The organism is Pseudomonas sp. CF161 (genome assembly GCF_000416215.1).
GTDB lineage: Bacteria > Pseudomonadota > Gammaproteobacteria > Pseudomonadales > Pseudomonadaceae > Aquipseudomonas.
This window is the reverse complement of the sequence record NZ_ATLP01000097.1, coordinates 25,936-52,133: the sequence shown is the minus strand read 5'-3', so window position 1 is coordinate 52,133 and position 26,198 is coordinate 25,936. Positions and strand designations below refer to the sequence as shown.

General features: G+C 64.4%; 26 protein-coding genes. 15 read left to right on the top strand and 11 right to left on the bottom strand.

Annotation, left to right across the window (positions count from 1 at the left end; all coding sequences use genetic code 11):
• Window positions 1-14 precede the first annotated feature (14 nt).
• Genes CF161_RS21875 through CF161_RS21865 form a run of 3 tightly spaced genes read right to left on the bottom strand, consistent with a single transcriptional unit; the run spans window position 15 to window position 3,109 of the window.
• Entirely contained in the window at window positions 15-545 is a 531-nt protein-coding gene (locus tag CF161_RS21875; protein WP_020298793.1) for a hypothetical protein, read from the bottom strand.
• Window positions 542-2,488, bottom strand: coding sequence for a M48 family metallopeptidase (locus tag CF161_RS21870; RefSeq protein WP_020298792.1), 1,947 nt, complete (start codon window positions 2,486-2,488; stop codon window positions 542-544). The genes CF161_RS21875 and CF161_RS21870 overlap by 4 nt, the downstream gene beginning before the upstream one ends.
• 24 nt (window positions 2,489-2,512) lie before the next feature.
• Window positions 2,513-3,109 carry a LemA family protein gene (locus CF161_RS21865; RefSeq protein WP_020298791.1) on the bottom strand — a complete coding sequence of 199 codons (597 nt, stop codon included), beginning with the start codon at window positions 3,107-3,109 and terminating at the stop codon, window positions 2,513-2,515.
• Window positions 3,110-3,471: 362 nt separating this feature from the next.
• Here CF161_RS21865 and CF161_RS21860 point away from each other — a divergent pair, with 362 nt between their 5' ends.
• The 3 genes from CF161_RS21860 to dmeF all read left to right on the top strand — a co-directional run bounded on the left by CF161_RS21860 (window position 3,472) and on the right by dmeF (window position 5,243).
• Window positions 3,472-3,813, top strand: coding sequence for an FKBP-type peptidyl-prolyl cis-trans isomerase (locus CF161_RS21860; RefSeq protein ID WP_020298790.1), 342 nt, complete (start codon window positions 3,472-3,474; stop codon window positions 3,811-3,813).
• Window positions 3,814-3,996: 183 nt separating this feature from the next.
• Complete coding sequence (locus tag CF161_RS21855; protein WP_020298789.1) at window positions 3,997-4,269, top strand: metal/formaldehyde-sensitive transcriptional repressor; 273 nt, start codon at window positions 3,997-3,999, stop codon at window positions 4,267-4,269.
• Between the two features lie 14 nt (window positions 4,270-4,283).
• A complete protein-coding gene (gene dmeF / locus CF161_RS21850; RefSeq protein WP_020298788.1) occupies window positions 4,284-5,243 on the top strand; it encodes a CDF family Co(II)/Ni(II) efflux transporter DmeF in 960 nt (319 codons plus the stop codon).
• A gap of 15 nt (window positions 5,244-5,258) precedes the next feature.
• Here the strand turns inward: dmeF and CF161_RS21845 are convergent, their stop codons facing one another.
• Window positions 5,259-5,906 (bottom strand): LysE family translocator, encoded by a 648-nt coding sequence (locus CF161_RS21845; protein ID WP_020298787.1) that lies wholly within the window; start codon window positions 5,904-5,906, stop codon window positions 5,259-5,261.
• 143 nt (window positions 5,907-6,049) lie between these two features.
• Between CF161_RS21845 and CF161_RS21840 the strand changes: the two genes are divergently transcribed.
• Window positions 6,050-6,976 carry a LysR substrate-binding domain-containing protein gene (locus CF161_RS21840; RefSeq protein WP_020298786.1) on the top strand — a complete coding sequence of 309 codons (927 nt, stop codon included), beginning with the start codon at window positions 6,050-6,052 and terminating at the stop codon, window positions 6,974-6,976.
• Window positions 6,977-7,000: 24 nt separating this feature from the next.
• On the opposite strand, the gene CF161_RS21835 is transcribed toward CF161_RS21840, so the two are convergent.
• Complete coding sequence (locus CF161_RS21835) at window positions 7,001-7,519, bottom strand: GNAT family N-acetyltransferase (RefSeq protein WP_020298785.1); 519 nt, start codon at window positions 7,517-7,519, stop codon at window positions 7,001-7,003.
• A 426-nt stretch (window positions 7,520-7,945) separates the two neighbouring features.
• Here CF161_RS21835 and CF161_RS21830 point away from each other — a divergent pair, with 426 nt between their 5' ends.
• The 6 genes from CF161_RS21830 (at window position 7,946) to CF161_RS21810 (ending at window position 13,259) form a co-directional block, all read left to right on the top strand.
• The gene (locus CF161_RS21830) at window positions 7,946-8,695 is read left to right on the top strand and encodes a helix-turn-helix transcriptional regulator (RefSeq protein WP_020298784.1); all 750 of its coding nucleotides are present in this window, start codon (window positions 7,946-7,948) and stop codon (window positions 8,693-8,695) included.
• A gap of 10 nt (window positions 8,696-8,705) precedes the next feature.
• Window positions 8,706-9,206, top strand: coding sequence for an ATP-binding protein (locus CF161_RS21825; RefSeq protein ID WP_020298783.1), 501 nt, complete (start codon window positions 8,706-8,708; stop codon window positions 9,204-9,206).
• Window positions 9,207-9,300: 94 nt separating this feature from the next.
• A complete protein-coding gene (locus CF161_RS32895) occupies window positions 9,301-9,777 on the top strand; it encodes a hypothetical protein (RefSeq protein WP_156882717.1) in 477 nt (158 codons plus the stop codon).
• A gap of 327 nt (window positions 9,778-10,104) precedes the next feature.
• On the top strand, window positions 10,105-11,514 hold the full coding sequence (locus tag CF161_RS21820; protein ID WP_020298782.1) for a circularly permuted type 2 ATP-grasp protein: 1,410 nt from the start codon (window positions 10,105-10,107) through the stop codon (window positions 11,512-11,514).
• Between the two features lie 3 nt (window positions 11,515-11,517).
• Complete coding sequence (locus CF161_RS21815; protein WP_020298781.1) at window positions 11,518-12,468, top strand: alpha-E domain-containing protein; 951 nt, start codon at window positions 11,518-11,520, stop codon at window positions 12,466-12,468.
• Window positions 12,465-13,259 carry a transglutaminase family protein gene (locus CF161_RS21810; protein WP_020298780.1) on the top strand — a complete coding sequence of 265 codons (795 nt, stop codon included), beginning with the start codon at window positions 12,465-12,467 and terminating at the stop codon, window positions 13,257-13,259. Before CF161_RS21815 ends, CF161_RS21810 begins: the two co-directional genes overlap by 4 nt.
• 26 nt (window positions 13,260-13,285) lie before the next feature.
• On the opposite strand, the gene CF161_RS21805 is transcribed toward CF161_RS21810, so the two are convergent.
• Together CF161_RS21805 and CF161_RS21800 are read right to left on the bottom strand one after the other, a co-directional pair.
• The gene (locus tag CF161_RS21805) at window positions 13,286-14,083 is read right to left on the bottom strand and encodes a hypothetical protein (protein ID WP_020298779.1); all 798 of its coding nucleotides are present in this window, start codon (window positions 14,081-14,083) and stop codon (window positions 13,286-13,288) included.
• A gap of 59 nt (window positions 14,084-14,142) precedes the next feature.
• Window positions 14,143-14,940 carry a helix-turn-helix transcriptional regulator gene (locus tag CF161_RS21800; protein ID WP_020298778.1) on the bottom strand — a complete coding sequence of 266 codons (798 nt, stop codon included), beginning with the start codon at window positions 14,938-14,940 and terminating at the stop codon, window positions 14,143-14,145.
• A gap of 109 nt (window positions 14,941-15,049) precedes the next feature.
• Here CF161_RS21800 and CF161_RS21795 point away from each other — a divergent pair, with 109 nt between their 5' ends.
• Window positions 15,050-15,988: a DMT family transporter gene (locus CF161_RS21795; RefSeq protein WP_020298777.1), complete on the top strand. Its 939-nt coding sequence runs from the start codon at window positions 15,050-15,052 to the stop codon at window positions 15,986-15,988.
• 139 nt (window positions 15,989-16,127) lie between these two features.
• Here the strand turns inward: CF161_RS21795 and CF161_RS21790 are convergent, their stop codons facing one another.
• Window positions 16,128-16,778: a sel1 repeat family protein gene (locus CF161_RS21790; protein WP_020298776.1), complete on the bottom strand. Its 651-nt coding sequence runs from the start codon at window positions 16,776-16,778 to the stop codon at window positions 16,128-16,130.
• Window positions 16,779-16,943: 165 nt separating this feature from the next.
• On the opposite strand from CF161_RS21790, the gene CF161_RS21785 reads away from it, so the two are divergent.
• From CF161_RS21785 to CF161_RS21770, 4 genes are all read left to right on the top strand, one after another.
• Entirely contained in the window at window positions 16,944-18,164 is a 1,221-nt protein-coding gene (locus CF161_RS21785; RefSeq protein ID WP_020298775.1) for a putative DNA modification/repair radical SAM protein, read from the top strand.
• Complete coding sequence (locus tag CF161_RS21780) at window positions 18,161-19,021, top strand: TIGR03915 family putative DNA repair protein (protein ID WP_020298774.1); 861 nt, start codon at window positions 18,161-18,163, stop codon at window positions 19,019-19,021. The genes CF161_RS21785 and CF161_RS21780 overlap by 4 nt, the downstream gene beginning before the upstream one ends.
• A 24-nt stretch (window positions 19,022-19,045) precedes the next feature.
• Complete coding sequence (locus tag CF161_RS21775) at window positions 19,046-19,735, top strand: hypothetical protein (protein ID WP_020298773.1); 690 nt, start codon at window positions 19,046-19,048, stop codon at window positions 19,733-19,735.
• Window positions 19,736-20,153: 418 nt separating this feature from the next.
• Window positions 20,154-20,864 (top strand): response regulator transcription factor, encoded by a 711-nt coding sequence (locus CF161_RS21770; RefSeq protein WP_020298772.1) that lies wholly within the window; start codon window positions 20,154-20,156, stop codon window positions 20,862-20,864.
• Window positions 20,865-21,442: 578 nt separating this feature from the next.
• On the opposite strand, the gene CF161_RS21765 is transcribed toward CF161_RS21770, so the two are convergent.
• From CF161_RS21765 to CF161_RS21755, 3 genes are read right to left on the bottom strand one after another with little or no spacing between them, the layout of a single operon-like run.
• Entirely contained in the window at window positions 21,443-22,669 is a 1,227-nt protein-coding gene (locus CF161_RS21765; RefSeq protein WP_020298771.1) for an HlyD family efflux transporter periplasmic adaptor subunit, read from the bottom strand.
• Window positions 22,670-22,717: 48 nt separating this feature from the next.
• Window positions 22,718-24,829 (bottom strand): type I secretion system permease/ATPase, encoded by a 2,112-nt coding sequence (locus CF161_RS21760; RefSeq protein ID WP_020298770.1) that lies wholly within the window; start codon window positions 24,827-24,829, stop codon window positions 22,718-22,720.
• Entirely contained in the window at window positions 24,826-26,076 is a 1,251-nt protein-coding gene (locus CF161_RS21755) for a TolC family outer membrane protein (RefSeq protein WP_020298769.1), read from the bottom strand. The genes CF161_RS21760 and CF161_RS21755 overlap by 4 nt, the downstream gene beginning before the upstream one ends.
• Window positions 26,077-26,198: the final 122 nt, after the last annotated feature.

Below are 26,198 nucleotides of genomic sequence, written 5' to 3'. Positions count from 1 at the left end.
GATGGCCGCTGGCGTCACAACTGGCTGCGCCAGGTACTGGTGAATTCGGCGGCCGCCGGCGGCAGGCGGTTCAGCAGGGCCACCGCGTTGTCGCCCTGGTTGTAATAGACCAGGAAGTCGCCGTGTTCAAAGCAGACCATGAAGCCGCTGAGAATGCTTGTGTCCAGGTGCGGCCATGTATCGAACAGCGCGGCGACATCGGTGATCAGCTGGCCCGCCAGATGGCCGGCGTCGAGGGTTGCCAGCAGGTCTTCGACGCGCCATTCACAGCGTTGCCCATGGTCCAGCTCGAAGGCTGGCGTCAGGTGCAGGGGCTGGTGGTCGGTGCCGACGCTTTCGCCGTCGCTGAGCAGGAACATCGACAGCAGGCTGGCATCGATGCAGCGCCATTGCAGGTCGCCACAGTCATCCATGACCCGCTCTCCGGCAAAAAAATAGCGCCCGTTGTCCAGCCCGGCCAGGCGCTTGCCGATCAGGCTGCGCAGCCGTTGCAGGTCGAGGGCCTGGCGTTCGGCACCGCCGGTGCGGCAGTGGTCGCCGCTCACGCCGTGGCCTGGGTGTCAGCGCCGGCATGGGGCGCAGGCGCCTGGGCCAGCAGGGGTGGCATCGGGCAATCCAGCAGGTCGGCCACCGCGCGCAGCAGCTCGGCTTCGGCGACTGTCACTGCGCCGTCGTAACCGATGCAGCGGGCCATGGCGCCGAGCAGCGTCGGGCGTTGTTCCAGTGTCAGCTGGCGCAGGCGGAGCAGGGCCTGGTCCAAGTGTTCAAGGTCGGTTGCAGCTGCTTGCGGGCGCTCGAACGGCAACTCGCTCCAGGCGCAGGCCAGGGCCAGGCGCGCCTGTTCCGGGTCGGCCTGGCCGGCGTTGGCCAGGGCCCCGAGCACTACCGCCAGTTCGGTGCTGCACTGGGCCAGGGTCCATTTGTACTCGGCGGCGGGCAGGCCTTCGACATTGCGCTGCACGATGCGCAACAGGGTCCACTCCAGCAACTCGACCTCGGCGTCGGCGTCGATCAGGTGCCTGAGGTTGTCCATGAAGACTTGCAGTGTGCCCTTGTCCAGCTGCTTGAGGGCCGGGATGACCAGGTCCAGCAATGGCAGGCGCAGGCCCGGATCAAGCTGCTCCAGGGCCGGGCTCAGGGAGTCGACGGCGCCCCGCAGCGCAGCGTCGGTGCTGCTGGCCAGCTGTTGCAATTGCAGGGTGCGCACCGTTGCGATTGGCGACAGCAGCAGGCCGTAGACCAGGGCCTGGGCCCCAGTGCTGCTGCGGGCGCTGTCCTTGAGCCGTGGGTCGAGGCTGGCCAGGGTCTGTTGCGCCGCGTGCAGGTGGCCCGGTTGCGGCGCGCCGATGGTGGCAATCGAGGCCTGCACGGCGGCCAGGTCAAACACCAGGGCCGCCGGCGCAGGGGCGACGCTGGGCAGGGAGCTGAGCACTTCGGAAAAATCGAGGTCGCTGCTGCCGCTGGCGGCGGGCAGCTCGACCATGGCCACGCTGGGGAAGTTGCCGTCCCAGTTCGGCTCGATCCGGCGAATGCGTTCGCCCAGGGGCGGGTGAGTCGCCGAGCCAGCGCTGGCGGAAAGCGTCGCGCCTTCGCTGAAGTACAGATGGCTGAATTCGGCGGCGTGGGCGGCGTCCAGTTTGGAACTGGCGGAGTACCCGCCGATCTTTTTCAGGGCGCCGAGGATGCCAGTCGGGTTGCGGGTGAACTGCACCGCCGAGGCGTCGGCGAGAAACTCGCGTTCGCGGCTGATGGCGCCCTTGATCCGATTGCCGAAAAACGTGCCCACCGACCCCAGCAGCACCAGGGCCATGCCGATAAACAGTCCCACGGTCCCGGCCTGGTTGCGTCCGGACTTGCTGTTGAGAGCGCTGGAGCCGCTGGCAATCACGTTGCCCACCAGGCCGATCACCAGGATGCCGTGGACGATCGCCACCAGCCGGGTATTGAGGCGCATGTCGCCGTTATAGATGTGGCTGAATTCATGGGCGATGACCCCCTGCAGCTCATCGCGGTTGAGGACCATGATCGCGCCGTGGGTGACCCCGACCACCGCGTCCTGGGGCGTGAGCCCGGCGGCGAAGGCGTTGATCCCGGCATCCGGCAGCACGTACACCTGGGGCACCGCAGTGCCGGAGGCCAGGGCCATTTCTTCGACCACGTTGAGCAGCCGCTGCTCCTCCAGCCCCCGGGGTTCGAGGTTGATCAAGCGGCCGCCGAGCCGCTCGGCCACCACCTTGCCCCCGGCGCGCAATTGCGCGTGCTTGCTCAGGCTGGCACCGATGACCACCACCAGCACCAGGGCGGCGATGCTCGGCACCAGTTGCCAGTCGATGCCTGCCTCGATTTTCATTTCCTGCTGGAGCTGCTGCACACCCACGATCAGCACCACGCTGGTGACGGCGATCAGCGAGATCACCGCCAGGGTCATCAGCAGTACCAGCTGCAGGGTGCGCCGTTTGGCACGGGCCTGGTGTTCAAAGAAATTCATTGGACCGTCCGTGGTGCAAGCGGGTTAGAACGCAACCTTGGGCGCTTGCTGGATCGCCGCGCTGTCGGCGAATTCCAGCAGGCTGGCGTCGCTGCCATGGCCCAGGACCCCGGCCAGCAGCACTGGCGGGAAGCTCTGGCGATAGCTGTTGTAGGCCATGACCGAGTCGTTGTAGGCCTGGCGGGCGAAGGCCAGTTTGTTTTCGGTGCTGCTCAACTCTTCGCTCAATTGCTGCATGTTCTGCGAGGCCTTGAGGTCCGGGTAGGCTTCCATGGTCACGTTCAGGCGGCCCATGGCGCTGGTCAGGGCCCCTTCGGCCTGACCCAGTTGCGCCATGCTCTGGGCGCTGCCCGGTTGCGCCGCGACCGCCTTGAGGCCGGCGAGGGCGGTGTTGCGCGCGGCGATCACCGCTTCAAGGGTTTCACGCTCGTGCTGGAGATAGCCCTTGGCGGTTTCCACCAGGTTGGGGATCAGGTCATAGCGGCGCTTGAGCTGGACTTCGATCTGGGCGAAGGCGTTCTGATAGCGATTGCGGCGGTTGACCAGGGTGTTGTAGATGCTGATGGCACCGATCACCAGCACGGCCAGAATGGCCAGGGCAACGAGGGTGGAAATAGCCATGGTGATGTCCTTATCCAGGTGGTTTTTGTGGGGCGCATGGTAACCGAATTTTTTCTGCTCACGGGCCGCGCTGGTCGCCTGGGGTTCGCTTTGTTGCCGTCGGCCCGCTGGGCCCGAGGTCCGTCGGCAAGGGCTGTGAATGATTTCCCCAGGCCGCGGTCCGCTTGAATTCTGGAGTGCCTCATGATCGTCAAACCACTGATTGCCTGCCTGTCGGCCATGGCGCCGGTCAAGCGCTGAGGCACTGCCGAGCGTCGCCAGCACGTCGCGGGGTTTGCCAAGGGCGAGCAATTCTGCGAAAACCCTGCGCGCATTCCCCGGCGGCGGGGAGCGTTGAACGAGGGGCAATGATGAACGAGCAGATGAGCGACCAATTACAGGTGATCGATACCCGGCTGGGCGACGGCAAGGCCGTGGTCAAGGGGGCGTTGATCACCACCCAGTACCGGGGCTTTCTGGAAGATGGCACGAGCTTCGATTCCTCCTATGAGCGCGGCAAGCCATTTCAGTGCGTGATCGGCACCGGGCGGGTGATCAAGGGCTGGGATCAGGGCCTGATGGGGATGAAAGTCGGCGGCCAGCGCAAGCTGCTGGTGCCGGCGCACCTGGCTTACGGCGAGCGCTCCATGGGGGCCCATATCAAGCCCCATTCCAACCTGATCTTCGAGATCGAGTTGCTGGAAGTGCTGACCCGCGACGACTGATCCGACCCGCAACGACCTCCACTGCGTGGCCCGGGCGGTAATTGCCCGTGGGCCACCCAGCCTTTGCCACGCGGCTCGATGCCGAGCGAGCATTGCCTCCCATCCAAATAGTTGGCGACGCGCTTGCCAGGTTGGCCGGCCATGGGTGAAGATGCTCGCCACATAGGGGTAGGGGGTATAGGTATGTCGCACACGCATGCACAGAAAGACGAACTGCTGAAACGGGTTCGGCGCATTCTCGGGCAGGTCCAGGCCGTGGAACGGGCGCTGGAGTCCGGCGCCGAGTGCGCCAAGACCCTGCACCTGGTGGCCGCGACTCGTGGCGCCATCAATGGGTTGATGGGCGAAATCATCGAGGCCCATGCCCTGGAGCACGTGGCCAACCCCGAACTCAGCGACGCAGAGCGGGCCAAGGGCGTCGACGAGTTGCTCGAAGCCATCCGCCGCTATTCCTGACAGGGGACTCCCGCATGAGCATTGCAGCCCAAGCCCGGCATTTTTCTCATCCTCACCTGTTTCTCGGCGCCGGCCACGACGATAACGCGCGCCGCACCCTGTGGGTGGTGGCGCTGACCCTGGTGATGATGGTCGGCGAAATTGCCGCCGGCTATATCACCGGCTCCATGGCGCTGTTGGCCGATGGCCTGCACATGGCGACCCACGCCGGCGCCCTGGGCATTGCGGCGGCGGCCTACGGCTATGCCCGACGCCATGCCGGCAGCGCACGTTTCAGTTTCGGCACCGGCAAGGTCGGCGACCTGGCGGGCTTTGCTTCGGCGATGATCCTGGGCCTGGTGGCGCTGGGCATTGCTGCCGAGTCGCTGCTGCGCCTGTTCCAGCCGACCCAGGTGGCCTTTACCGAGGCCACGCTGATTGCGGTGGCGGGGCTGGCGGTGAATATCCTCAGCGCCTGGCTGCTGGGCGGCCATCACAACCATCATGGCCATGGGCACCACGCGGAGCATGAACACGGGCATGAACATGCCCATCCCCATGAGCACGCCCACGCCCATCACGACAACAACCTGCGTTCGGCCTATGTGCATGTGCTGGCCGATGCCCTGACTTCGGTGCTGGCGATTGCCGCGTTGCTCGCGGGGCGTTACCTGGGTTGGGTCTGGCTTGATCCGCTGATGGGCCTCGTCGGCGCGGTGGTGATCGCCCGCTGGGCCTACAGCCTGATGAAGACCAGCGCCGCCGTGCTGCTTGACGCCAGCGACGAGCAGGTGGCCGCGCAGATTCGGCAACTGGTGGAGTCGAGCGGGGACGCCAGCATCACCGACCTGCATGTGTGGCAGGTCGGGCCCCAGGCGCGGGCGGCCATTGTCAGCGTCCTGGCCCAGCCGTCGCTGAGTGCCGAGGCGTTGCGCCAGCGCCTGGCGGCGGTGCACGAGTTGGCGCACCTGACCCTGGAGTACCGCAGCCTGTAATCGCGCCCGGCAGGTTCAGGCGTTGTCGGGCGCCAGCAGCCCATGGGCCGAGTAGGCGATCCCGCTCAGCGCCACCACCAGCAACACCAGGCTGGAAGCCCAGGTCACGGCCCGCTGGTACTTGAGCGTGAGGGCGTGGCGCGAAAGCAGGATATAGCCCGCCAGCACTGCGAAATCGATCACCACCCACAGCCCGATCAGCACGCTCACGCTGGTGCTGAACGACGGGCTGACCTGGATGAATCGAGGAAAGAACGAGACAAAGAACAGGATGTCCTTGGGGTTGGAAATCCCCACCAGAAAACCGTGCAGCAGATTCCCGCCAGCCCGCTGTGGCCGTGATCCCTCGGGGCTGGCGGAGCGGTCTGGCGCCCGCAGGCTGCGCAGCCCCTGCCATGCCAGGTAACCGATAAAGCAGCAGCCCAACAGGCTCACCCAGTTGAGCAGGGACGGCGCCAGCGTCAGGCTGCCGCCTAGAATCAGCACCGCCACCAGGGCCAGCAGCAAGGATGCGGCGTTGGTGCCCAGGGCGGTTAGCACGGCGCGCCGTGGACCGGCCCGCAGGCTGGTGTTGACGATCAGCGCCACCACCGGCCCCGGTGTCGCCACCAGTAGCAACACGCTGAATACATAAAGCACAACCAGTGAAAGTTGGAGTTGCACGAACGGCCCGCCTTGAAACGAGTGAGAGGTGCATCGATTGGCCGATGCGTCATGGTCCGGCACAGCTTGACCGGCTGACGGCGGGTTTAAAAACCGATAAAGCTGTAACCTTGCATGAGTATTTATCATTATCGGAGCCGCTGATGGCCGAACGCATTCCTCCGCTTTATGCCCTGCGCGCCTTTGAGGTGGCGGCCCGGACCTGCTCCTTTACCCAGGCCGGCGCCGAGTTGGCCCTGACCCAGAGCGCGATCAGCCGCCATATCCGCACCCTGGAAAGCGCCCTCGATTGCCGCCTGTTCGAACGCAAGGGGCCCAAGGTGGCCCTGACCGATGCCGGCCAGCGCCTGGCCCAGGAACTCAAGGTGGGCTTTCGGATTATCGAAGAGGCCTGCCTGCCGTTTCGCGGCAACGCCCGGCAGTTGCGGCTCAAGGCGCCGTCGACCCTGACCATGCGCTGGCTGTTGCGGGCCCTGGAGACCCTCAGGCAGACCGAGCCCGAACTGGAAGTGCAACTGGCCAGTGTGTGGATGGATGTGGACGCGGTGGATTTCCAGGCCGAACCCTACGATTGCGCGATTTTGCTGGGCAACGGGCAGTTCGGCGCCGGGGTCGAGGGCTGCAAGCTGTTCGATGAATGGCTGATCCCGATCTGCGCCCCCGAAGCCGCGCCGACCACGCCCTGGAGCCTGCAGCGTTTGCAGGAAGCGCAATTGATCCATCCCTCGCCAGACCGCCGCGATTGGCGGCGCTGGCTCGCGGCGCAAGGGTGGCAGGAACAGGTGCGGCTGGATCGGGGCAAGGTGTTCGACACCCTGGACCAGGGCATCAGCGCGGCCATGCGCGGACACGGGGTATCGATCGGTGATCTGCAACTGGTGGCCGACGACATTCGTGACGGCCAGGTCGGCGTGCCATTCGACAGCGCCGTGGCCTCGGGGGACGGTTATTACCTGGTCTGGCCCAAGGCCGGCCCGCGCCGGGAAAAAATCCTCCGCCTGCGGGACTTCCTGATCGGCGACCTGCCGGGTCTCGCCGGCATCGACCTCAATTACCTGCCCCCGGCGTAGGCGCAGTGCGCGCCTGACGGCGGATCAGCCCGTGGCGGGTGGCTGGCGCAGCATGACCCAGTCGCGGTGCAGGTCGGCGCCGCATTGGAAGGTGGTTTCACCGACGTTGATAAAGCCATTGCGCTGGTAGAAACGGATCGCCCGCGCGTTGGCTTCGCTGACCGTCAGCCGAATGGGCTGGCGGAGCGATTCCAGGGTCTGTTGCAACAGGTACTGGGCGCCGCCGCTGCCGTGAAAGTCCGCCGCCAGGTAGCAGCGGGTCAGCTCCGGCACCTGGTCGGCCTCGGCGATACCCAGGGCCTGCGGGCGCAGCTTGATCAGGCTGTAGCCGATAACCTGGCCCTGGTGCAGCAGCACCCGCAGTTGTTGCTCCGGGTCATCCACGGCCGCGTTGAAATGCTCTGCCTGCAGTTGGTCCTGGATAAAGGCCGCAATCTCCGCGGGCGGCGTATTGGCCGGGCAGGCCAGGGCGAAGGTCTGGGCGGCGATCTGGCTGATGCGCGGGCTGTCGGTGTGAAGCGCGTCGCGAACCTGAAAGGGCATGGGGCTTGTCTTCCTTGAGGGTTAGTCGATGGCAGCGGCCTATCTTAAACAGGCCGCCCCGACAGAATGGGCTGAAAGTGCGTTTTTTCAGCCGATTTGTGCACGTCCCAGACCCATGTTCGACAGGATCTGCCGGTAAACCGTGGAGCTTCGGTCCGCCTGGAAGTGCGCTTCGAACAAAGGGTCCAGGGGCAACTCTTCCGGGCGAGTGGAGGCGTTTTTGCAGCATCCTTGGCAACTCGCTCGGGCAAAACCCGTAGCCGCTGCCGAGCCCGCGAGGCTGCGCTGTCCCGTTCAGCCACCCCATGTCGCTGCTTCACCTCGCCACTCTCAAGGGCCAGCGTCCCCACGCGACCCGAGCCTGAGTCGGCGGCCTTGCTACTATCTACCTCCCGATGCAGATCACCCTTCGTTCCGGAGCGAATCATGAGTGCGCACCAACACGACAGCGCGGTATCCCAGGTGGCCGCCGCCATCGCCGAACCGGCCCGCACCAAAATGCTCTGTGCGCTGATGGATGGCCATGCCCGCACCAGCACCGAGTTGGCGGCACTGGCCGATGTCAGCGCCTCCACCGCCAGCGCGCACCTGGGCAAACTCAAGGAGCTGTCGCTGGTGCGCCTGCAGGTGCAGGGCCGCCACCGTTACTACCGCCTGGCCGACCCACGCGTGGCCCAGGCCCTGGAAGCCCTGATGGTGATCGGTCACCACAGCGCTCCGCGCTTCAGCCCGCGCACCCCGGACCGCCTGCAATTTGCCCGCACCTGCTACGACCACATGGCCGGCACCCTGGCCGTGCTGCTGCACGACCGGATGTGCGAAGCCGGCTGGCTGCAGGAGCTGCAAGACAGCGCCCGGGAGTACCACCTGAGCGCGTCCGGCGAGGCGTTCTTTACGGGGCTGGGGATCGAGGTCGAAGGGCTCAAGACCTTGCGCCGACGCTTTGCCTGCCCGTGCCTGGACTGGAGCATGCGCCGCCCGCACCTGGGTGGGGCCCTGGGCGCGGCCTTGCTGCAACACGCACTGCAACGCCAGTGGCTGAATCGGGACCTGGACAGCCGCGCCCTGACCTTGACCGCCAAGGGGCGCAAGGAACTGTCGGCACGTTTCGCCCTGCAACTGCCGGAGGCGACGACGGGCGTGGCAACTCGAACACCGACCTCGGTACTGATCTAGGAGCTGCCCCATGCTTATTGTCTTCAGTGGCCTGCCCGGCACCGGCAAAACCACCATCGCCCGCTTGCTGGCCGTGCGCCTGGGCGCTACTTACCTGCGTATCGACAACATTGAGCAGGCGCTGCGTGACAGCGGTATGCGCGAGGTGGGCAAGACCGGCTATGACATTGCCAATGCCCTGGCCCGCAGCAACCTGGCCCTGGGCAATCAGGTGATCGCCGATTGCGTCAATCCGCTGGCCGAGAGTCGTGAGGCCTGGCGCGCGATTGCCGAAGACCAGGGAGCAGGGCTGCTGGATATCGAGGTGCTGTGTTCCGACCTCGATGAGCACCGGCGCCGGGTGCAAGGCCGGGAGTTGGATGTGCCGGGGCTGGTGCCGGCGAGCTGGCAGTCGGTGTGCGAGCATGACTACCAGCCCTGGGCGGTGCCGCCATTGCGCCTGGACAGCGCCCGGTTGTTACCGGAAGAGGCAGTGCAACTGATCCTCGAGCGGATCGCCGCCGGGCAGTGAAGCGGTATGTTGCAAGCTGTTTCAGCAAGCGCTGTGCAGGGCCAGCCAACAGGGCTTTTTCAGGCTGGAAGGGGTGTTGGCTGGCGCTACGGTCGTGACCCGTTGTCAGCAGATTGCCCGCCGTTTCGCCGATGATCCCCCGGCAAATAACCCATCACCCTGGGTGCTGTGCAGCACTATCAACCACGCTGGCCCCAGCTCAATCAGTGACCGCGCATTTGCCCGGCAGGCGGGCGAAAAGGGCGGTTACTGCCACTTTGCTAGGCTTTTTCGGACGCGGAGGCTGCGTGCAGTACCGCTGTTTTCAGCGCTGGGCACCCAGGGTTACCTCGGGCAGCCAGGCCGGTTGGGTAAAAAAGTCCCGGTTAAGGGGCAAAAAAACCGTCAGCCGGGTTTTCTGCACTTTTTTCGGTCGCTTCAGGGGTGGGCGAGCCTGGGGGACGCTGTGGCCGGCTCAACCGATTCAGTGAAGATCGGCTTTAATGTCTCTAAAGTGAATAAAAATGTCGCTTTTAAGATGATTTTTCAAGCTGTCCCGGCAAAATCCCCAGGGCACGGCATTTGGGCATAGCGATTGCAAAAGCCCTGAAGAGACCGGGGGCATGCCAATGCCTGAGTGCCGGTCCGTTGTCCTCTTTAAATTCCCCTCTTACCCATCAGCAAGATCACGACGTCATTGCCTGTCCTGGCGCTGCCGCCCTTGCCGAAAAAAACTGCACACCCTCCAGCGCAGCGTTCGCGTCACGCGTCGCCGTGCTGCGTGTGCATCATCCCCGGATTGCTGCAACGCACAATGAGGTGCTTTACAACCCAGTACTGACCGCACAGCGCAAGGCCCGATTTATCGAAATAGAGAGCGTCAATAAAAAGCCGTTTAAACCACGGCGAGGAGTGGGGTATGTCCCGGGCTTTTTTTAATGAAATGTATGACGCGAGTGGTGGCTGCCGCCCTCATTATCAGGAGTTTGCCCGCTGGCTGGCGGACACTCCCTTGGAGTTGCTGGACCAGCGTCGGCGCGAAGCCGACCTGTTGTTCCATCGCGCCGGCATTACCTTCACCTTGTACGGGGACGAGCAGGGCACCGAACGGCTGATTCCGTTCGACATCATTCCGCGCAGCATCAAGGCCAGCGAATGGCAGACGGTCGAGCGCGGCTGTATCCAGCGGGTCCAGGCGCTGAACATGTTCCTGGCCGATATCTACCACGGGCAACACATTCTCAAGGAGGGCATCATCCCGGCCGAGCAAGTCCTGGCCAACGAGGGGTACCAGGTGGCGATGCAGGGCCTGGACCTGCACCGCAATATCTATTCGCATATTTCCGGGGTCGACCTGGTGCGCGATGGCGACGGCAGTTACTACGTGCTCGAAGACAACCTGCGCACCCCCAGCGGCGTCAGCTACATGCTTGAAGACCGCAAGATGATGATGCGCCTGTTTCCGGAGCTGTTCGCCGCGCAGCGGGTGGCGCCCATCGACCATTACCCGAACCTGCTGCTCGAAACCCTGAAAAGCTCCTGCCCGCTGGACAACCCCACGGTGGTGGTGCTGACCCCGGGGCGCTTCAACAGTGCCTATTTCGAACATGCGTTCCTGGCCCGCGAGATGGGCGTGGAGCTGGTGGAAGGCGCCGATCTGTTTGTGCGTGACGACCGGGTATTCATGCGCACCACCTCCGGCGCCCAGGCCGTGGATGTGATCTACCGTCGCCTCGACGACGCCTTCCTCGACCCGTTGTCGTTCAACCCCGATTCGATGCTCGGCGTGCCCGGGCTGATCGCCGCCTACCGCTCGGGCAACGTGGTGCTGGCCAATGCCGTGGGCACCGGGGTCGCCGACGACAAGTCGATCTATCCCTATGTCGACGAGATGATCCGGTTCTACCTCAGCGAAGAGCCGGTGCTGAAGAACGTGCCCACCTGGCAATGCCGCAAGCCGGCGGAGCTGTCCCATGTGCTGGCCAACCTGCCGGACCTGGTGGTCAAGGAAACCCAGGGCTCCGGTGGCTACGGCATGCTCGTGGGGCCGGCGGCCACGGCCGCGGAAATCGAGGATTTTCGCGCCCGGCTCAAGGCGCGCCCGCATGCCTATATCGCCCAGCCGACCCTGTGCCTGTCGACCTGCCCGACCTTTGTCGAAAACGGCATCGCGCCGCGGCATATCGACCTGCGTCCCTTTGTGCTGTCGGGCAGCGAAACCCGTCTGGTGCCCGGTGGCCTGACGCGCGTGGCCTTGCGCGAAGGCTCGCTGGTGGTGAACTCGTCCCAGGGCGGCGGCACCAAAGACACCTGGGTAGTGGAGGACTGACACATGCTTTCAAGAACCGCTTCCGATCTGTACTGGATGTCCCGTTACCTGGAGCGCGCGGAGAACCTGGCGCGCATGCTCGAGGTCAGTTACTCGCTGTCGCTGATGCCCCAGGCCGGGCGCAGCGACGGTCACGCCGAACTGGCGATGTCGCTGCTGGCTGCCGGCACCCTGGACGATTACAACGAGCGTTACGGTGAGCTCAATACCGAGCGCATGCTGCATTTCTTCGCCCTCGATGAAACCAATCCCGGCAGCATTTTCAGCTGCCTGCGGGCGGCGCGCAGCAACGCCCATGCGGTGCGCGGGCGGATCACCGCCGACATGTGGGAGAACATCAACGCCACCTGGCTGGAAATGCGCAACATCGCCAGCAATGGCCTGGGCCGCTACGGCATCAGCCATTTCTGCGAGTGGGTCAAGGAACGCTCGCACCTGTTTCGCGGCGCCACCTCGGGCACCATCATGCGCAACGATGCCTACTGCTTTATTCGCCTGGGGACCTTCCTGGAGCGCGCCGACAACACCTTGCGCCTGCTGGACGCACGCTACGAAATGTTCGGCGAAGAGTCCGAGGAGGTCAGCGACAACTCGGCCCGGGGTTATTACCAGTGGAGCGCCCTGTTGCGGGCCCTGTCGTCGTTCGAGGCGTTCAACGAGATCTACCGCAATGCGCCGAATGCCGAACAGGTCTCGGAAATGCTGCTGTTGCGCGCCGATGTGCCGCGTTCGCTGCACGCCTGTATCGAAGAGCTGGACCACATTCTCGCCAGCCTGCCCGGCACCAACGGGCGTCCGGCCCAGCGCCTGGCGGCGGAGCTGAATGCACGCCTGCGCTATACCGGGATCGACGAAATCCTGGCCTCGGGACTGCACCTGTGGCTGAGCGATTTCATCGCCCGGGTTCGCCACCTGGGGCAGACCGTGCACGAGTCTTATCTGGAGGTTGTATGAAACTGTCCATCCGTCACGACACCACCTACAGCTACGCCGACGAGGTCTGCACCAGCATCCAGTTCTTGCGCCTGACGCCCCAGGACAGTCAGCGCCAGCGCATTCTGCAATGGCACCTGGAACTGCCGCGCCTGGTGCGCAGCCAGATCGATCCCTACGGCAACATCCTGCATGTGCTGACCCTGGACGAACCCCACGGCGCCATTGTGCTCACCGCCTATGGCGAGGTGGAAATCGACCGCTCCCGGGAGGTCGAGCCTGATAGCCAGTCGCCGCTGCCGTTTCTGCGCAGCAGCCACCTGACCCAGTGCGACGCCGCCTTGAGTGCCTTTGCCTTGCAGCACTGCGGTGCGCGCCGTGATCGCGCGGCGCTCACCGACCTGATGCACGCCCTGGCCGACCACATGCCTTACAGCCCGGGTGCCACGGCGGTCGACAGCACCGCCGCCGAGTCCTTTGCCGGCGGGGTCGGGGTGTGCCAGGACCACACCCATGCGTTTCTCGCCTGTGCCCGCAGCCTGGGAATCCCGGCGCGCTATGTTTCGGGCTACCTGTGCACCGAGGATGAAAGCCACCTGGCCAGCCACGCCTGGGCCGAGGCCTGGCTCGACGATGGCTGGTACAGCTTCGACGTGACCAACCGCCTGACCCGCCCCGAACGCCATCTGAAACTGGCGCTCGGCCTGGACTACCTCGACGCCTGCCCGGTGCGCGGCATGCGCCGTGGCGGCGGCGCCGAGCGTATGCAGGCGCGGGTCCAGGTCAGCTCGATGGTGCAGGTGCAGCGGTAAGGGCCGCCCGGGCGCGAGCCTGGGCGTCAGCTGGAGCCGGGGTGCTGATAGTCCCGGCACCAGGCGTCGCCGTAGCGGCTGAGCAGGGCCTGGGTCAGTTGCTCGCTGTCGGCGGTTTCGCTGACGCGGAACAGGGTCCAGACCAGGGGGCGCAGCAACTGATCGCGGGTCCTGTAGCCCGGGACATCAGCAATGCTCTCGGCACGCTGGTTGAACCAATGTTCCAGCAGGCGCTGGGAGTCGGCGTCGGCCCCCAGCAGGAACACGAACACCAGGCCGATCAGGTCCAGGTTCCAGCTCAGCATCGGGTTGTCAAAGGCCACCTCGGCCAGGGGCAGGCTGCGTAGCAGGGCGGCGATTTCTCGATGCAGCCAGGGATCGTCGGCGAACTCGGTCTTGAGCTTGGCTTTTTTGCTCAGCATCCCGGGTTGGTGGGAGAAGCGCCGCAGTTGTGTCAGCAGCGCCAGCTTGCGCGAATACCCCGTCAGCGACACTTCGCCGCTAAACAACAGGCGCATGACCCAGCGGTTCAGGCGGCAGCGCGGAAACCCGTGTTGCTCCAGCACCTCGGCGGCCTGTGCGGCGGCCTGGGTCAGCAGTGGCCAATGGGCGTCCTTGCTCACGGGCGGGGTCAGACCGTTGAGCAGCAAGTAGTAATAAAACCCCTGCAGGGTGGCCTCGGGCAGGTCCCGGGGCGGCTTGCGACTGAGTGGCGTGATGGCCGGGTGATGCGAGTTGTAATAGTCGTTGTAGCTCAGTGCCTGATCGAAGCTGTCTTGGCCGGAAGCGATAAAACGCTCCACCGTATCCGTGCTGGAAGTCATGGGCAGTCCTGTGCGTCAAGGGGCGGGCAGTATAAGAAAAACCGTCGCCATGGCGCACCTCAGGAAGGGGGCAGGTAGCTTTTTCGGTACTCGTCCGGGGTGGCGCCCATCATCTTGCGGAACATGCTGATAAAGGCCGAGGCGCTGCTGTAGCCCAGGTCCAGGCCGATGGTTTCCACGGTCTGGCCCTGTTCCAGCAGGGCCAGGGCTTCCACCACTTTCAGGCGCTGGCGCCACTCGATTAGCGACATGCCCAGATCGCGCTGGGCACGGCGCATCAGGGTGCGCTCGGTGGTGTTGGCGGCGCGGGCCAGTTGTGGCAGCGAACGCGGATCGCCAGGGGCGGCTTTCAGCGCACGCAGCACCGGGCCCAGCAGCAGGTCGTCGGAGGATGGCAGGTAGCTGCCGGCGCATGAGGCTCGGGCCAGTTTATCCACCAGCACCTGCAACAGGCGTTGCTGCTCCTCGGTCTGGGGCTGGCTCGGCGGGTCGCGGCGCAGGTCGTTGAGCAGCGCCAGGATCAGCGGGCTCAGGGTCAGCGCGCAGTGGTGGCTGGGCAGGGCGCCGCACAACTCGGCGCTCAGGTACAGCGAGCAATGGCACGCTGCATGGCGGTTGAAGCCGACGTGCTCGACGTTCGGAGGCAGCCAGATGCCGTATTGCGGCGGCGCCAGGTAGTGGTGATCGCCCAGTTCGATTTCCATCACGCCGCTGTAGGAATAGACGAACTCACCCCAGGCATGGCTGTGGCGCGGGTAGGTGGCCTGGGCCGGCATGCACTCGGTGCGAAAGAAGATCGGCGCCGGCAGCGACTCGGTAAAGGGTGGGATGCGCAAATGCTGGGCGGTGTGGCGCATGGAACACCTGCTTGGCGGATAAGTGGTATGGGTTGTCGGATAAAGACTATATCAATCAAATCTGTCAGCCGGACAATGCCAGCTCACTTCCTCCAATCAAGGACGCCCCATGGCCAATCGCCAAGCGCTCGATGCCAATGCCACGCTGCTGATGGTCGGCTTGTGTGCGGTCTGGGGTTTTCAGCAGGTCTCGTTGAAAGCCATGGCGCCCGACATCGCGCCGATCCTGCAGATTGCCCTGCGCTCCGGCCTCGCCGCGCTGCTGGTCGGGGCCTTGATGCGCTGGCGCGGGGAAACCCTGGCCGTGGGCGAGGGCCACTGGCGCCCGGGGCTGCTGGTGGGGGGGCTGTTTGCTCTGGAGTTTCTGCTGGTGGGCGAGGGCCTGCGCTACACCACGGCCTCGCACATGGTGATTTTCCTTTACACCGCGCCGATCTTCGCCGCCCTCGGGCTGCACTGGAAACTCCCGGCCGAGCGGCTCCAGGCCGTGCAATGGCTGGGCATCGGCGTGGCGTTCTCCGGGGTGGTGGTGGCATTCAGCGGACACTCCGGCCCGGCCCAGGGCGCCGACGCCTGGCTCGGGGATTTGCTGGCGGTGCTGGCCGGCGTGGCCTGGGGCGCGACCACGGTGGTGGTGCGCTGCTCGCGCCTGGCGGCCAGCCCCGTGACCCGGACCCTGCAATACCAGTTGCTCGGCGGCTTTGTCTGGCTGTCGCTGGCGGCCCTGTGGACCGGGCAGACCACCCTGCATTTCACGCCCTTGGTGTTTGCCAGCCTGACCTTCCAGGTGCTGCTGGTGTCGTTCGCCAGTTTCCTGGTGTGGTTCAGCCTGTTGCGCCGCTACCTGGCCTCGCGCCTTGGGGTGCTGTCGTTCATGACTCCCCTGTTCGGCGTCGGCTTTGGCGTGTGGCTGCTGGACGAACCCCTGGAGTCGAACTTTATTCTCGGTTCGATGCTGGTGCTGGCGGGGCTCGTGCTGGTCAGCGGTTATGAGTGGCTGCAGCAGCGCCTGGCCCGCCGCGCATTGGCGGGCCAGGGCCCGTTGTAGCGGCCGGGGCTGGGTGGCCGAGCTTGGGCAGAGCCTGCCCCATCAACGACGCGTTTATCGTGAGTGGCGCAACCAGTGCCGAATTCTTCAGCATCGCCTGGCGCAGGCAGTTCCGTTTCAGCCGAGACCCGGCAGCGGTTCAGGATTCGGCGGCGCGCCGGGCCTGGAGAATCTCCTCGCGCAGTTTTTCTGCGCCACTGCAGGCCGGATCCTGCGGGCCGAAGCGGCAGGATTTCTGTAGCACCTTGAGCGCCAGCTCAAGGTCGGCCTTGACCCCGAGCCCGCGACTGAGGTGGAAGCCGTACATGGTGCAGGCCCAGGGATCGTCGAGGTCGCAGGCGCCGGCAAAGGTCTGGACCGCGCATTGGCGAACCTCGGGGCTGTTGGCATCCGCCGCGAGCATGCCGGCGGCGCGGTTGGTGCACCCGGAGACCAAGCCCAGGCTGCACGCCCGCTGGTACAGCGGCTCATAACCCTGGTCGGCGCCGCCGGCCGGTTGCAAGCCATTGGCCAGCCAGTAGCAGGCATTGGCGTCGCCGGTTTCGCAGTGGGCCAGGCAGCTTTCCATACGCCCCGGGCCCTGGCAGGGATCGGCTCGCAGGGGCTGGAGAGCGGTGCGTGCCGGCATGGATTCGGCCGGGCACTTTTTGGCCTGGGCCTGCCAGGCAGCGTTGGCCTGGACCCTGGCCGCAAGGCTGGCGCTGAGCTTGAGCGGATCTTGATCGGCGTTGGCCTGCAAGGCCCAGAGCAGGGTGATAGCCACTAACCAGAGGCGATGGGCGGAGCGCATTGAGGGAATCCTTTCTTGGGGGGCTGGGTATCTTAAGTAAATTCACGGCCGGTTCCAGGGCTTTCCCGGTATCGGCCGCGGTTTATTTCGGGCCAGGCCCACGTGCCACTTGAATGGGACAGGTTCGACTCTGTACTGTATATGCAAACAGTATAGGGTTTAGCCATGCAGCTGATCGACAAGCTGAGCATCCTCGCCGACGCCGCCAAGTACGACGCGTCCTGCGCCAGCAGTGGCGCGCCCAAGCGCAGTTCCGCCGGCAAGGAAGGGCTGGGCTCGACCAATGGCATGGGCATCTGCCACAGCTATACCCCGGACGGGCGCTGCGTTTCGTTGTTGAAGATCCTGCTGACCAATTTCTGCCTCTATGACTGCCAGTACTGCGTCAACCGCCGTTCCAGCGATGTGCCCCGGGCGCGGTTCAGCCCCGAGGAAGTGGTGACCCTGACCCTGGACTTTTATCGGCGCAATTGTGTGAGCGGGCTGTTCCTCAGCTCGGGGATCATTCGCTCGGCGGACTACACCATGGAACAGTTGGTGCGGGTGGCCAAGCTGCTGCGCGAAGAGCACGAGTTTCGCGGTTATATCCATTTGAAAACCATCCCCGAGGCCGACCCGCTGTTGATCGCCGAAGCTGGGCGCTACGCCGATCGTCTCAGCGTGAACATCGAGCTGCCCACCGACCTGAGCCTGCAGACCCTGGCCCCGGAGAAGCAGCTAGGCTCGATCAAGCAGGCCATGCAGACCATCTACACCGGCGAGCAGACGGTGCTCAACGAGCCTCGGGCGCCGCGTTTCGCGCCGGCGGGGCAGAGCACCCAGATGATCGTCGGCGCCGACGATACCGACGACAGCACCATCCTCCACAGCGCCGAAGCGCTGTACGGCAATTTTCGTTTGCGCCGGGTGTATTACTCGGCCTTCAGCCCCATTCCCAACAGCCCGAAAAGCGTGCCCCTGGCCGCGCCGCCACTGATGCGCGAGCACCGTCTGTATCAGGCCGACTTTCTATTGCGCAGTTATGGCTTTCGCGCCGATGAGTTGTTCAAGGGGCCGGGGCACCTGGCGCTGGACATGGACCCGAAACTGGCCTGGGCCCTGGAACACCGCAGTGTGTTCCCTCTGGACCTGAACCGCGCCGAGCCGGCGCTGATCGCCAGGATCCCCGGCATCGGCCTGCGCACCACCCAGCGCCTGGTGGAGTTGCGCCGCGAGCGGCGGATCCGCTACGAGGACCTGGCGCGCATGCGCTGCGTGCTGAGCAAGGCCAAGCCGTTCTTTATCACCAGCGACTATCACCCGCAGCAAGCCGAAAGCAGCAGCGCGCTGCTTTACCAACAGTTGCGGGAGCGCCCGCAACCTCAGCAGATGGGCTTGTGGGGATGATCTGCCTGGATTGCGACGAGCTGTTCGAGACCTGGCGCCAGCAAGCGCGCTGGTTGCTCAGCCACGGCATTGATCCGAGCCGGGTCAGTTGGTGCGGGACCCAAGTGGCCGACCTGTTCGCCACCGACGAAGCGTGTCCGCCGCACATGGGGCCGGTGCAGGCGCGCATCCCCAAGGCCTTGCTCGGCTTGTTGGAACATGCCGCGCGCTACCACGGCGAGCAGCGCTGGAGCCTGCTGTATGAGGTGCTGTGGCGGGTCAGCCACGGCGACCGCACGGCCATGCTCAGCGGAGACCGACTGGGCAGCGAATTGCAGCGGCGGATCAAGCAGGTGGACCGCGAGGCCCATCACCTGCATGCCTTTGTACGATTTGTCGAAGTGCCACCAGGGCCCGAGGGCGCCCTGGGGGCGGCTGCCGAACAGCCGCAGTACGTGGCCTGGCATGAGCCGGCCCATGACATTCTGGCCAGCGCCAGCGAGCACTTTATCGGGCGCATGGGCCGCCATCGCTGGATGATCGCCACGCCCCGGGACGGCGTGTATTACGACGGCCAGGCGCTGATTCACCAGCGCCGCTGCCCCGTGGCCTGGCAGCAATTGGCCCAAGGCGTACAAGACCCCGGCGGTGAAATGTGGCTGGCCTACTACAGCCATATCTTCAATCCTGCGCGGCTCAACCCCAAGGTCATGCAGGGCCACTTGCCCGCGCGGTTCTGGAAGAACCTGCCGGAAGGCCCGCTGATTCCTGCGCTGATCAGCGAAGCGCGCCACGGCAAGCAGCGCGACGGGCAGGCCAGCCAGGTGGCGAATCGTCCGGGCAAACGTATCGGCCCGGCGCAACCAGACACCCTTTGAAGTGGACGAGGAGCAGCATTGACGATGGATGATGGCAAGGGCATTACCGAGGCGTTCTGGTCGCAACAGGTGAGTGACGACGCCAAAATGCTGTGGCGGGTGGGCAGTCGGGGCATCACCTTTCTGGCGGCGCTGTTGCTGCCCAAGACCGGCTTGAAGGCGCTGGATATCAGCGTCGCAGTGCTGACGGCGTTGATTCCGCTGCTGGTGATCGAGACGCACCGCGCCTACTCCAAGTTTTCGCCGGGCTTTCTTGCGGCGGTGATCAGGGTTTGTGTCAACGGCACCAGCCTTGCCGTGGCGTGCCTGGGGTTGCTGATTTACATCGGGGTGGTAGCGCCGGTGGTGTCGGCGATCGGCAGCGTGTTTTTCCTGGAAGGGGTGCGCAGCTTCAATGGCCAGGGGGCTGGGCCCCTTGAACAGGTGTTTCTCGGCGTGTTTGCCGTGGTAGTCCTGTTGGCCGTGGTGGTCGCGGTGTTGAGGAATTTTCGCGAGTTGAACATCTTCGAACTGGTCTATCGCCTGCCACGGGCCAAGGTCGAATGGCTGATGACACAGCGGCCGATGCGGGCCAGCAACTGGGGGATGTTCGTCTGGTTCGAGCTGTGCGTGTTGATCGCCAGTTTCGTCTACACCCTGACGGTATCCAAGGCAGCGGTGTTGCTGGTGGAGGGGTTCAGGCAGGTGCTGGCGTTGTTTCAGGGCAGCGTTTGAGACCGTGATTCGGTGCTCGGGTTCCGATATCTAGGCAGGCTTTAACTCATGAAATAGAACTTTTTACAAGTTGGCTTAGTGCATTTTTTTATGAGTTTTGTAATGGCATGTTAGTCCGTTTTCTTATGTTGATTTTTGTGGTTTTTTAACTTTAAGTTTACGCTTCGACATTGAGTTGGCATGATGAAAACACCCCTCGCCTTGATTGGAAAAGTAATAATTTGATCTTGCGTGGGCTGTCCGTAACCAACTAGCGGATTAAAAATAAGAATTATCCTAGCTCTTGATAAGATAAGTCTTATTGATTAACAAGTGGCATGTTCGGTTTTTAGTTGTCAGTCATTCACCGATTATTAGTGTATTTCTAACTAGGCCGAGCTTGAGTTGGTGCCACTCTGTCGACCCGGAGTATTACGTCATGCGCATTGCCATTCTCGATAATCAACCGCTGGAGCTTGAGCGGTTGCGCGAGGCGCTGAGTTCCTACAATTTGTCTGACGGCAGTTCCCCACTCTGTACCGCGTTTTCCAACAGTCCCGACCTGCTGCGCCGGCTCAAGCGCGAGACCTTTGATCTGGTCATCCTCGACTGGCAGGCCACCGAAGTCAGCGGTTTGCAGGTGCTGCTGTGGATCAAGGAGCATTTGCGGCCCGAGCCCCCGGTGATCATGGTCACCTCACGCAGCGCTGAACGTGATGTAGTCCAGGCCCTGAACGCCGGCGCCGACGAGTACATCAGCAAACCCTTCCGCCAGGCCGAGCTGCTCGCGCGGTTGAATAACGTGTTGCGCCAGCGCCAGGGCGAAAAGGGCCGCGATGAAGGGGCGGTGGTCTTCGGCAACCTGCGCTTCAACGTGCATGAGGGGCAGGTCTGCGTTGGCGGAACCCCCGTGGCCTTGACCCTGCGCGAGTTCAACCTGGCGTTGCTGCTGTTTCGTAATCAGGGCCGGCCCCTGTCGCGCAGCTATCTGTATGAACACTTGTGGATGCGCGATGAAGTGCTGTCGTCTCGGACCCTCGATACCCATATCTACCGCGTGCGCAGCAAACTGAAGCTGACTGCCGAGCACGGCTGGGTGCTGAGTACGGTCTATGGCTACGGCTATCGGCTCGAAGCGCTCAATGCCTGACAGGTCAGGACTCTCCGGGCCTTGGGGTGTGCCGCGCTGCCGGTATGCCAGTTGCCGGCGGCTGGTTCAAGACGCCGCACACCTGTCTTCGGACGTTGAACAGGTTGGCGGCAGCAGGTGAGCGGGCGAGTATCCTGGCGGCTTCCAGCTCACGTGTTATCGGCCCCATTTCCTCACGCCGTGGCGGCCCCATGCGACCGGCATAGCCGGTGATGATCTGGTTGGAATGGGTGCCGCAGCGAGTGGAAAGTAACGGCGCGAGTGTCAGCGGATTGCCTGGGCCCAAAGGGGGAAGCCGCGGTTGCGGCCCAAATTCGGCATCGGTGGCAGGGGGCGGCGAACTGCTAAGCGTGCCGCGCTTGAGAGGGGATAAGGCCTTTCCAAGGTGATGGGTGATATGGGCTGTCTGCAGCATGAATATCTTCAGGACTCGCCAGAACTGACCCTCGGCCAACATTTTTGAGTTCGCTGTATTAAGGGGGAGGTGACTCCATGTTATGTGTTGGTGTTTCAGCTGTTGTGCAAGTTGACAATTGCTCAGAATTACTTGCTGTTAAATGTCAAAAATTTTGAACTTGCTAACGCTCCCTTAGTGCCTCCTGCGCCTTGTTGAACGGTTTGATCAAATAAGAGAGCACGCTTTTTCTGCCGGTGCGAATGTCCACCGTGGCGATCATTCCGGGCACTATGGGTAAGGGAGTACCCGCCTTGTCCAATAAGGAGTCGCTGTCGGTCAATATGTGGACCCGGTAGTAATAGACGTCGCGGTGTACATCGTCCTGCAACGTATCGGGTGAGATAAATATGACCTTTCCCGATAGCCCGCCATAAATCGAATAGTCATAGGCCGAGACTTTCACGCTGGCCACTTGTCCTGGATGGATATACGCGATGTCTCGTGGCGAGATGCGCACTTCAACTTGCAGGCGTTCATCCAGGGGCACGATCCGCATCAACTGGCCATTGGGCGGGACGACCCCGCCGACGGTATTGATCTCGATGTCTTTGATCACCCCGCGCACCGGCGAGGTAAAGGTCAGGCGGGTCAGCGAATCGGTGCGCCCGCGGGTCACCGATTCCTGGGCGTCGATCTCGGCGTTGGCCTTGGCCAGCTCCTCGCGGGCCTTGACCAGGTACTGGCTCTGGGTGTCGGTGTAGTGGTTTTGCAACTCGTTGAGTTGGCGTTTCAGGCGCAGCACCTCCACGGCGCTGGCGGCTCCCTGGGCGACCAGGGGCGCAGTCAATTGCAGTTCGCTGCGAATCAGGTGCATGGCTTCGTCGAGTCCCTCCAGGGATTTGTCCAGGCTTTCGCGGCGCGAGTGATAGAGCGCGGTTTCGGCGGCGACCAGGCTGGGGTCGTCCATGACCTGCGGCGGGAACTGCAAGGGCGTGTCGTTGACCTCGGCCATCAGGCGCGCGGCGGTGGCCTGGGCGGCGCGACCGCGCGAGGCACTTTCTTCCACGGCCGACTCGACCCGGATCGGGTCCAGCCGCGCCAGCACCTGGCCCTTGCTGACGATCTGCCCCTCTTGCACGCTCAAGCTGGCGAGCACACCGCCTTCCAGGGACTGGATCAGTTGCTCCTTGGAGGAGGCGATCACTTTGCCGGTGCCGCTGGACACCTCGTCGATCTCGAAGTACCAGGCCCACAGGCCGAAAGCCAGGACCGCCAGCGCCAGGCAGGCGATCAACCGCGAAGCTCCCGGCAGCTCCTGTTCGGAGCGATTGAAGCCGTCCGCCGGCAGGGTGTCGGTGACGTGGGGGGAAGGTGTGGGGGGATCGACCTGATGCGGTCCGATCGGCATTGAATGAGGCATGGCAGAGGTTCGCTCACACAGAGAAAGTTAGGGCAGTCATTGAGTGCTGAAGTGGGCCAGCACCTGTTCCTTGGTGCCGTCCATGACGATGCGCCCGGCATCGATCACCAGCACCCGATCGACCCACTGCAGCACCGCCAGACGATGGGTGGCCACCACCAGCGTGCGGCCGTCGAGCCAGGGCGTCAGTTGTTCCAGCACCTGGCGTTCGCTGACTTCGTCGAGGGTCGCGGTGGGTTCGTCGAGCAGCAGCGTGTTGGGTTCGCGCAGCAGCGTCCGGGCCAGGAGCAGGGCTTGTTTCTGGCCACCGGAAAGGCCGATGCCCCCTTCGAGGATCAGGTAGTCCAGGCCGCCTTCCTGGGATTGCACCAGCGCCAGGGCGCCACTCAGGGTCAGGGCCTGGAGGATTTCGGCGTCGCTGGCCATGGGCCGGCCGAGGGTCAGGTTGTCGCGGATCGAGCCAAAGAACAGCCGCGAATTCTGGGTCAGCAGGCCGATATCCCGGCGTACGTCCGCCGGGTCGATCTGGGTCAGTTCCAGGCCGTCCAGGACCACGTTCCCCCGTTGCGGCAGGTGCAGGCCGGCGAGCAATTGCAGCAGGCTCGATTTGCCGGCGCCGTTGCGCCCGAGAATCGCCACGCGCTCGCCGGCGTGAATATTCAGGTGCTGGATATCGAGTGCCGGCTGCTTGTCCTTTTCGCTGTAGCGAAACTGCACGTCCTTGAGGGTGAAGCGCCCACGCAGCAAGGGGCGGTGCACGCGCCGCGAACGTTCAGGCTGGTCCACCGGGCGTTTCATCAGTTCGTCCAGGCCCTGGCGGGCGACGCGGGCCTGTTGCCAGCGGGCGAAGATCCCGGAAATCTGCGCCAGGGGCGCCATCATCCGCGAGGCCAGGATCGAGGAGCCGACCAGGGCACCGGTGGTCATTTCGCCGCGCATCACCAGGTAGCAGCCGGCCAGCAGCACCGTGACATAGACCAGGCTTTGCAGCTCCTGGGTCCAGGTCAGCAGCAGGTTGGTCAGGTGCCGTTGCTTGATGGCGATATCCGCCGCGACGGCGTGCATCTGGTTCCACTGATTCTGAAAACGTGGCTCGGCGCGCAGCAGCTTGATGTCTTCGATGCCTTGCACCGCTTCCACCAGCAGCGCGTTGCGCAGCGCCGCCTCGCGCATGCCCTCGGCCGAGAGCCGGGCCAGGGGCTTTTGCACCAGCAGCCCGGGCAGGATCAGCAGCGGCAGGGCGCCCAGGGCCACGTACACCAAGGGCCCGCCGGTGAGGTAGAGGATCACCAGGAACAACAGGACAAAGGGCAGGTCGGTGATGGCGCCGAGGGTGGTCGAGGTGATCAGTTCGCGCACTTGCTCCAGCTCGCGAATCTGCGCGATGAAGGTCCCGGTGGACTTGGAGCGGGCATCGTTGCGCAGGCGCAGGGCGTGGCCGAAGACTTGATCGGTGATTTTCAGGTCGGCGCGCTTGCCGATCATGTCGGCGACTGTCGAGCGGGCCATGCGCAACAGGAACTCGAAGCCGATCGCCAGCAGCACCCCGATAAACAGGACCCACAAGGTCGGTTCCGACTGGGCGGGTACGACGCGGTCGTACACCTGCATGGAAAAGATCACCCCGGCCAGGGCCAGGACGTTGGCCACGGTTGCCGCCAGCAAGACGTCGCCGTAGCGCTTCCAGTCGCGCAGGGCGATGCGCCAGAACCAGTCGGGGCGGTAGGGCTTGATGTAGTCGTCGACCCGCGCGTCGGCCACCGACGACTCCGGGCGCAGGATCGCCACCCGCACGGCGCGCTCGCGCAACTGGCCGAGCCGCAGGTTGATGAACAGACCCTGCTCGCCGCTTTTCAGCACGCTGAGATTGCCCGCGGCGTCGGCCTTGTCGATGATCGCCACCTGCCCGTCGTCGAGTTCCACCGCCAGGGGCAGGCGCCAGGGGTCGAGTGCGGCCTCGGAGAACGCCTCGAACCGCAAAATCAGGCCCATTTGCCCGGCCATGCGCCGCAGCACCGCATCCGGGTCGTTGCCGTGCTCCCAGGCGAGGGAGACGCGCACGGTTTCTTCGGAGACGTCCATGCGATAGAACCGGGCGATGTTGAGCATGGCTTCGAGCCAGGGTTGGTAGGCTGCGGCGTTGTTCATCGTTGGTTTTCGCCCTGTTCGATAGGTGGAGTGTCCAGGCCATAAGCCTGGCGACTGCGGCCAGCCGCGCCGATGTAGGTGATCAGGCCCAGCCAGAAATCATGGCGCGCGGTTTCCTGGTCGGCGGCAGCCTGGTAGACCTCCTGCTCGGCGTTGAGCAGGTCGAGCACCGAGCGCGTGCCGACGCTGTACTGCTCGCGGTACAGCGCGCGGGTTTCACTCATGCTGGCCATGCGTTGCGCGAGGATGCCGAGCCTGGCCCGGGCCCCGATCGCCAGTTCATGGGCGCGCAGCAGGGCGTCTTCGGCGGTCAGGCGGCTTTCGTTGATGGTGGATTCGGCATGCTCGATGGCGGCGTTGGCGCCGCGGACCTGAGCCGAGATCGCGCCCCCTTCGTACAGCGCCATGGAGCCGGTCAGGGTCAGGGTGTTGTAGCTGCCGTGGCGGATCCCGTTGTTCGGGTTGGTGCCACTGAGGGCCTGGTTGGCCGTGGCCTCCAGGGCCAGGGTCGGATAGCGCTGGGCCTTGGCGTTTTGCAGTTGCCCGTAGGCCGAGCGACGATCCGCCTCGGCGGCCAGCACATCGGGCAGCAGGCCGTAGTCGGGTGGGGTTTCGAGTTGGGCCAGGCGCTCCAGGTCCGGCGGCAGGTCGGCGACCCGGGCCGGCAGCGCGGAGCCGATCAGGGTTTTCAGGCGCGCCCGCCATTGATTGAGCGAGGTGCCCACTTGCTGGCTGTTGGCCTGGGCGCTTTGCAGGCGCGTGGTGGCCTGGATGAAGTCCGACTGCGGCGTCAGCCCGGAGTCGGCCCGCAGCTTGACCCGCTGCAGCACATCCTCGACCGCGACCACCTGGTCCTGGGCGATCTGCAACAGGCTCTGTTGCCGATGCACTTCGAGGATGGCCTCGGCGGTCTGCCCGGCGATGCTGTCGACCTGCTTGAGCAGCAGCGCCTGTTGCTTGAACACCTGGCCCTGGGCCTGGGTCACCGAGCCCTCGACCTTGCCGAAGTCATGCAGCATCTGTGACAGCGACACCGTCGCCACCTGGCCATAGCCATAGGTGTTGACGCGCCCGGAGTTCATCCCGGCGTTGATCTTGGGGTAGTAACCGGCCCTGGCCCCATCAACTTGGCCTTGCTGCTGCTCGATGGCACTGACGGCGGAAATAATCGAAGGGTGACGGCTGACGGCGATGGCGACGGCTTCGAACAGGCCCAGGGTCGCCGCTGGCAGCGTGTTGAAGGCCAAGGGTTGGAGGGCAGGGGCGTCTCGCCCCAACTCGGTCGCCAGCGCCTGCGCGCCTGGTGTCTGGACTGGCCTGGAGGGCTCCTGCGACAGCCATGGCAGGTTGGCTTGTACAGCCTGGGCAG

Excerpts from the sequence above, each read along its gene's own strand:
- CF161_RS21775 (WP_020298773.1), top strand. The coding sequence starts at position 19,046 with ATGGATGATGGCAAGGGCATTACCGAGGCGTTCTGGTCGCAACAGGTG.
- CF161_RS21855 (WP_020298789.1), top strand. The coding sequence starts at position 3,997 with ATGTCGCACACGCATGCACAGAAAGACGAACTGCTGAAACGGGTTCGG.
- CF161_RS21860 (WP_020298790.1), top strand. The coding sequence starts at position 3,472 with ATGAGCGACCAATTACAGGTGATCGATACCCGGCTGGGCGACGGCAAG.
- CF161_RS21835 (WP_020298785.1), bottom strand. The coding sequence starts at position 7,519 with ATGCCCTTTCAGGTTCGCGACGCGCTTCACACCGACAGCCCGCGCATC.
- CF161_RS21790 (WP_020298776.1), bottom strand. The coding sequence starts at position 16,778 with ATGCGCTCCGCCCATCGCCTCTGGTTAGTGGCTATCACCCTGCTCTGG.
- CF161_RS21810 (WP_020298780.1), top strand. The coding sequence starts at position 12,465 with ATGAAACTGTCCATCCGTCACGACACCACCTACAGCTACGCCGACGAG.
- CF161_RS21760 (WP_020298770.1), bottom strand. The coding sequence starts at position 24,829 with ATGAACAACGCCGCAGCCTACCAACCCTGGCTCGAAGCCATGCTCAAC.
- CF161_RS21815 (WP_020298781.1), top strand. The coding sequence starts at position 11,518 with ATGCTTTCAAGAACCGCTTCCGATCTGTACTGGATGTCCCGTTACCTG.
- CF161_RS21870 (WP_020298792.1), bottom strand. The coding sequence starts at position 2,488 with ATGAATTTCTTTGAACACCAGGCCCGTGCCAAACGGCGCACCCTGCAG.
- CF161_RS21800 (WP_020298778.1), bottom strand. The coding sequence starts at position 14,940 with ATGCGCCACACCGCCCAGCATTTGCGCATCCCACCCTTTACCGAGTCG.
- CF161_RS21770 (WP_020298772.1), top strand. The coding sequence starts at position 20,154 with ATGCGCATTGCCATTCTCGATAATCAACCGCTGGAGCTTGAGCGGTTG.
- CF161_RS21820 (WP_020298782.1), top strand. The coding sequence starts at position 10,105 with ATGTCCCGGGCTTTTTTTAATGAAATGTATGACGCGAGTGGTGGCTGC.
- CF161_RS21840 (WP_020298786.1), top strand. The coding sequence starts at position 6,050 with ATGGCCGAACGCATTCCTCCGCTTTATGCCCTGCGCGCCTTTGAGGTG.
- CF161_RS21865 (WP_020298791.1), bottom strand. The coding sequence starts at position 3,109 with ATGGCTATTTCCACCCTCGTTGCCCTGGCCATTCTGGCCGTGCTGGTG.
- CF161_RS21765 (WP_020298771.1), bottom strand. The coding sequence starts at position 22,669 with ATGCCGATCGGACCGCATCAGGTCGATCCCCCCACACCTTCCCCCCAC.
- CF161_RS21830 (WP_020298784.1), top strand. The coding sequence starts at position 7,946 with ATGAGTGCGCACCAACACGACAGCGCGGTATCCCAGGTGGCCGCCGCC.
- CF161_RS21780 (WP_020298774.1), top strand. The coding sequence starts at position 18,161 with ATGATCTGCCTGGATTGCGACGAGCTGTTCGAGACCTGGCGCCAGCAA.
- dmeF (WP_020298788.1), top strand. The coding sequence starts at position 4,284 with ATGAGCATTGCAGCCCAAGCCCGGCATTTTTCTCATCCTCACCTGTTT.
- CF161_RS21825 (WP_020298783.1), top strand. The coding sequence starts at position 8,706 with ATGCTTATTGTCTTCAGTGGCCTGCCCGGCACCGGCAAAACCACCATC.
- CF161_RS21785 (WP_020298775.1), top strand. The coding sequence starts at position 16,944 with ATGCAGCTGATCGACAAGCTGAGCATCCTCGCCGACGCCGCCAAGTAC.
- CF161_RS21795 (WP_020298777.1), top strand. The coding sequence starts at position 15,050 with ATGGCCAATCGCCAAGCGCTCGATGCCAATGCCACGCTGCTGATGGTC.
- CF161_RS21805 (WP_020298779.1), bottom strand. The coding sequence starts at position 14,083 with ATGACTTCCAGCACGGATACGGTGGAGCGTTTTATCGCTTCCGGCCAA.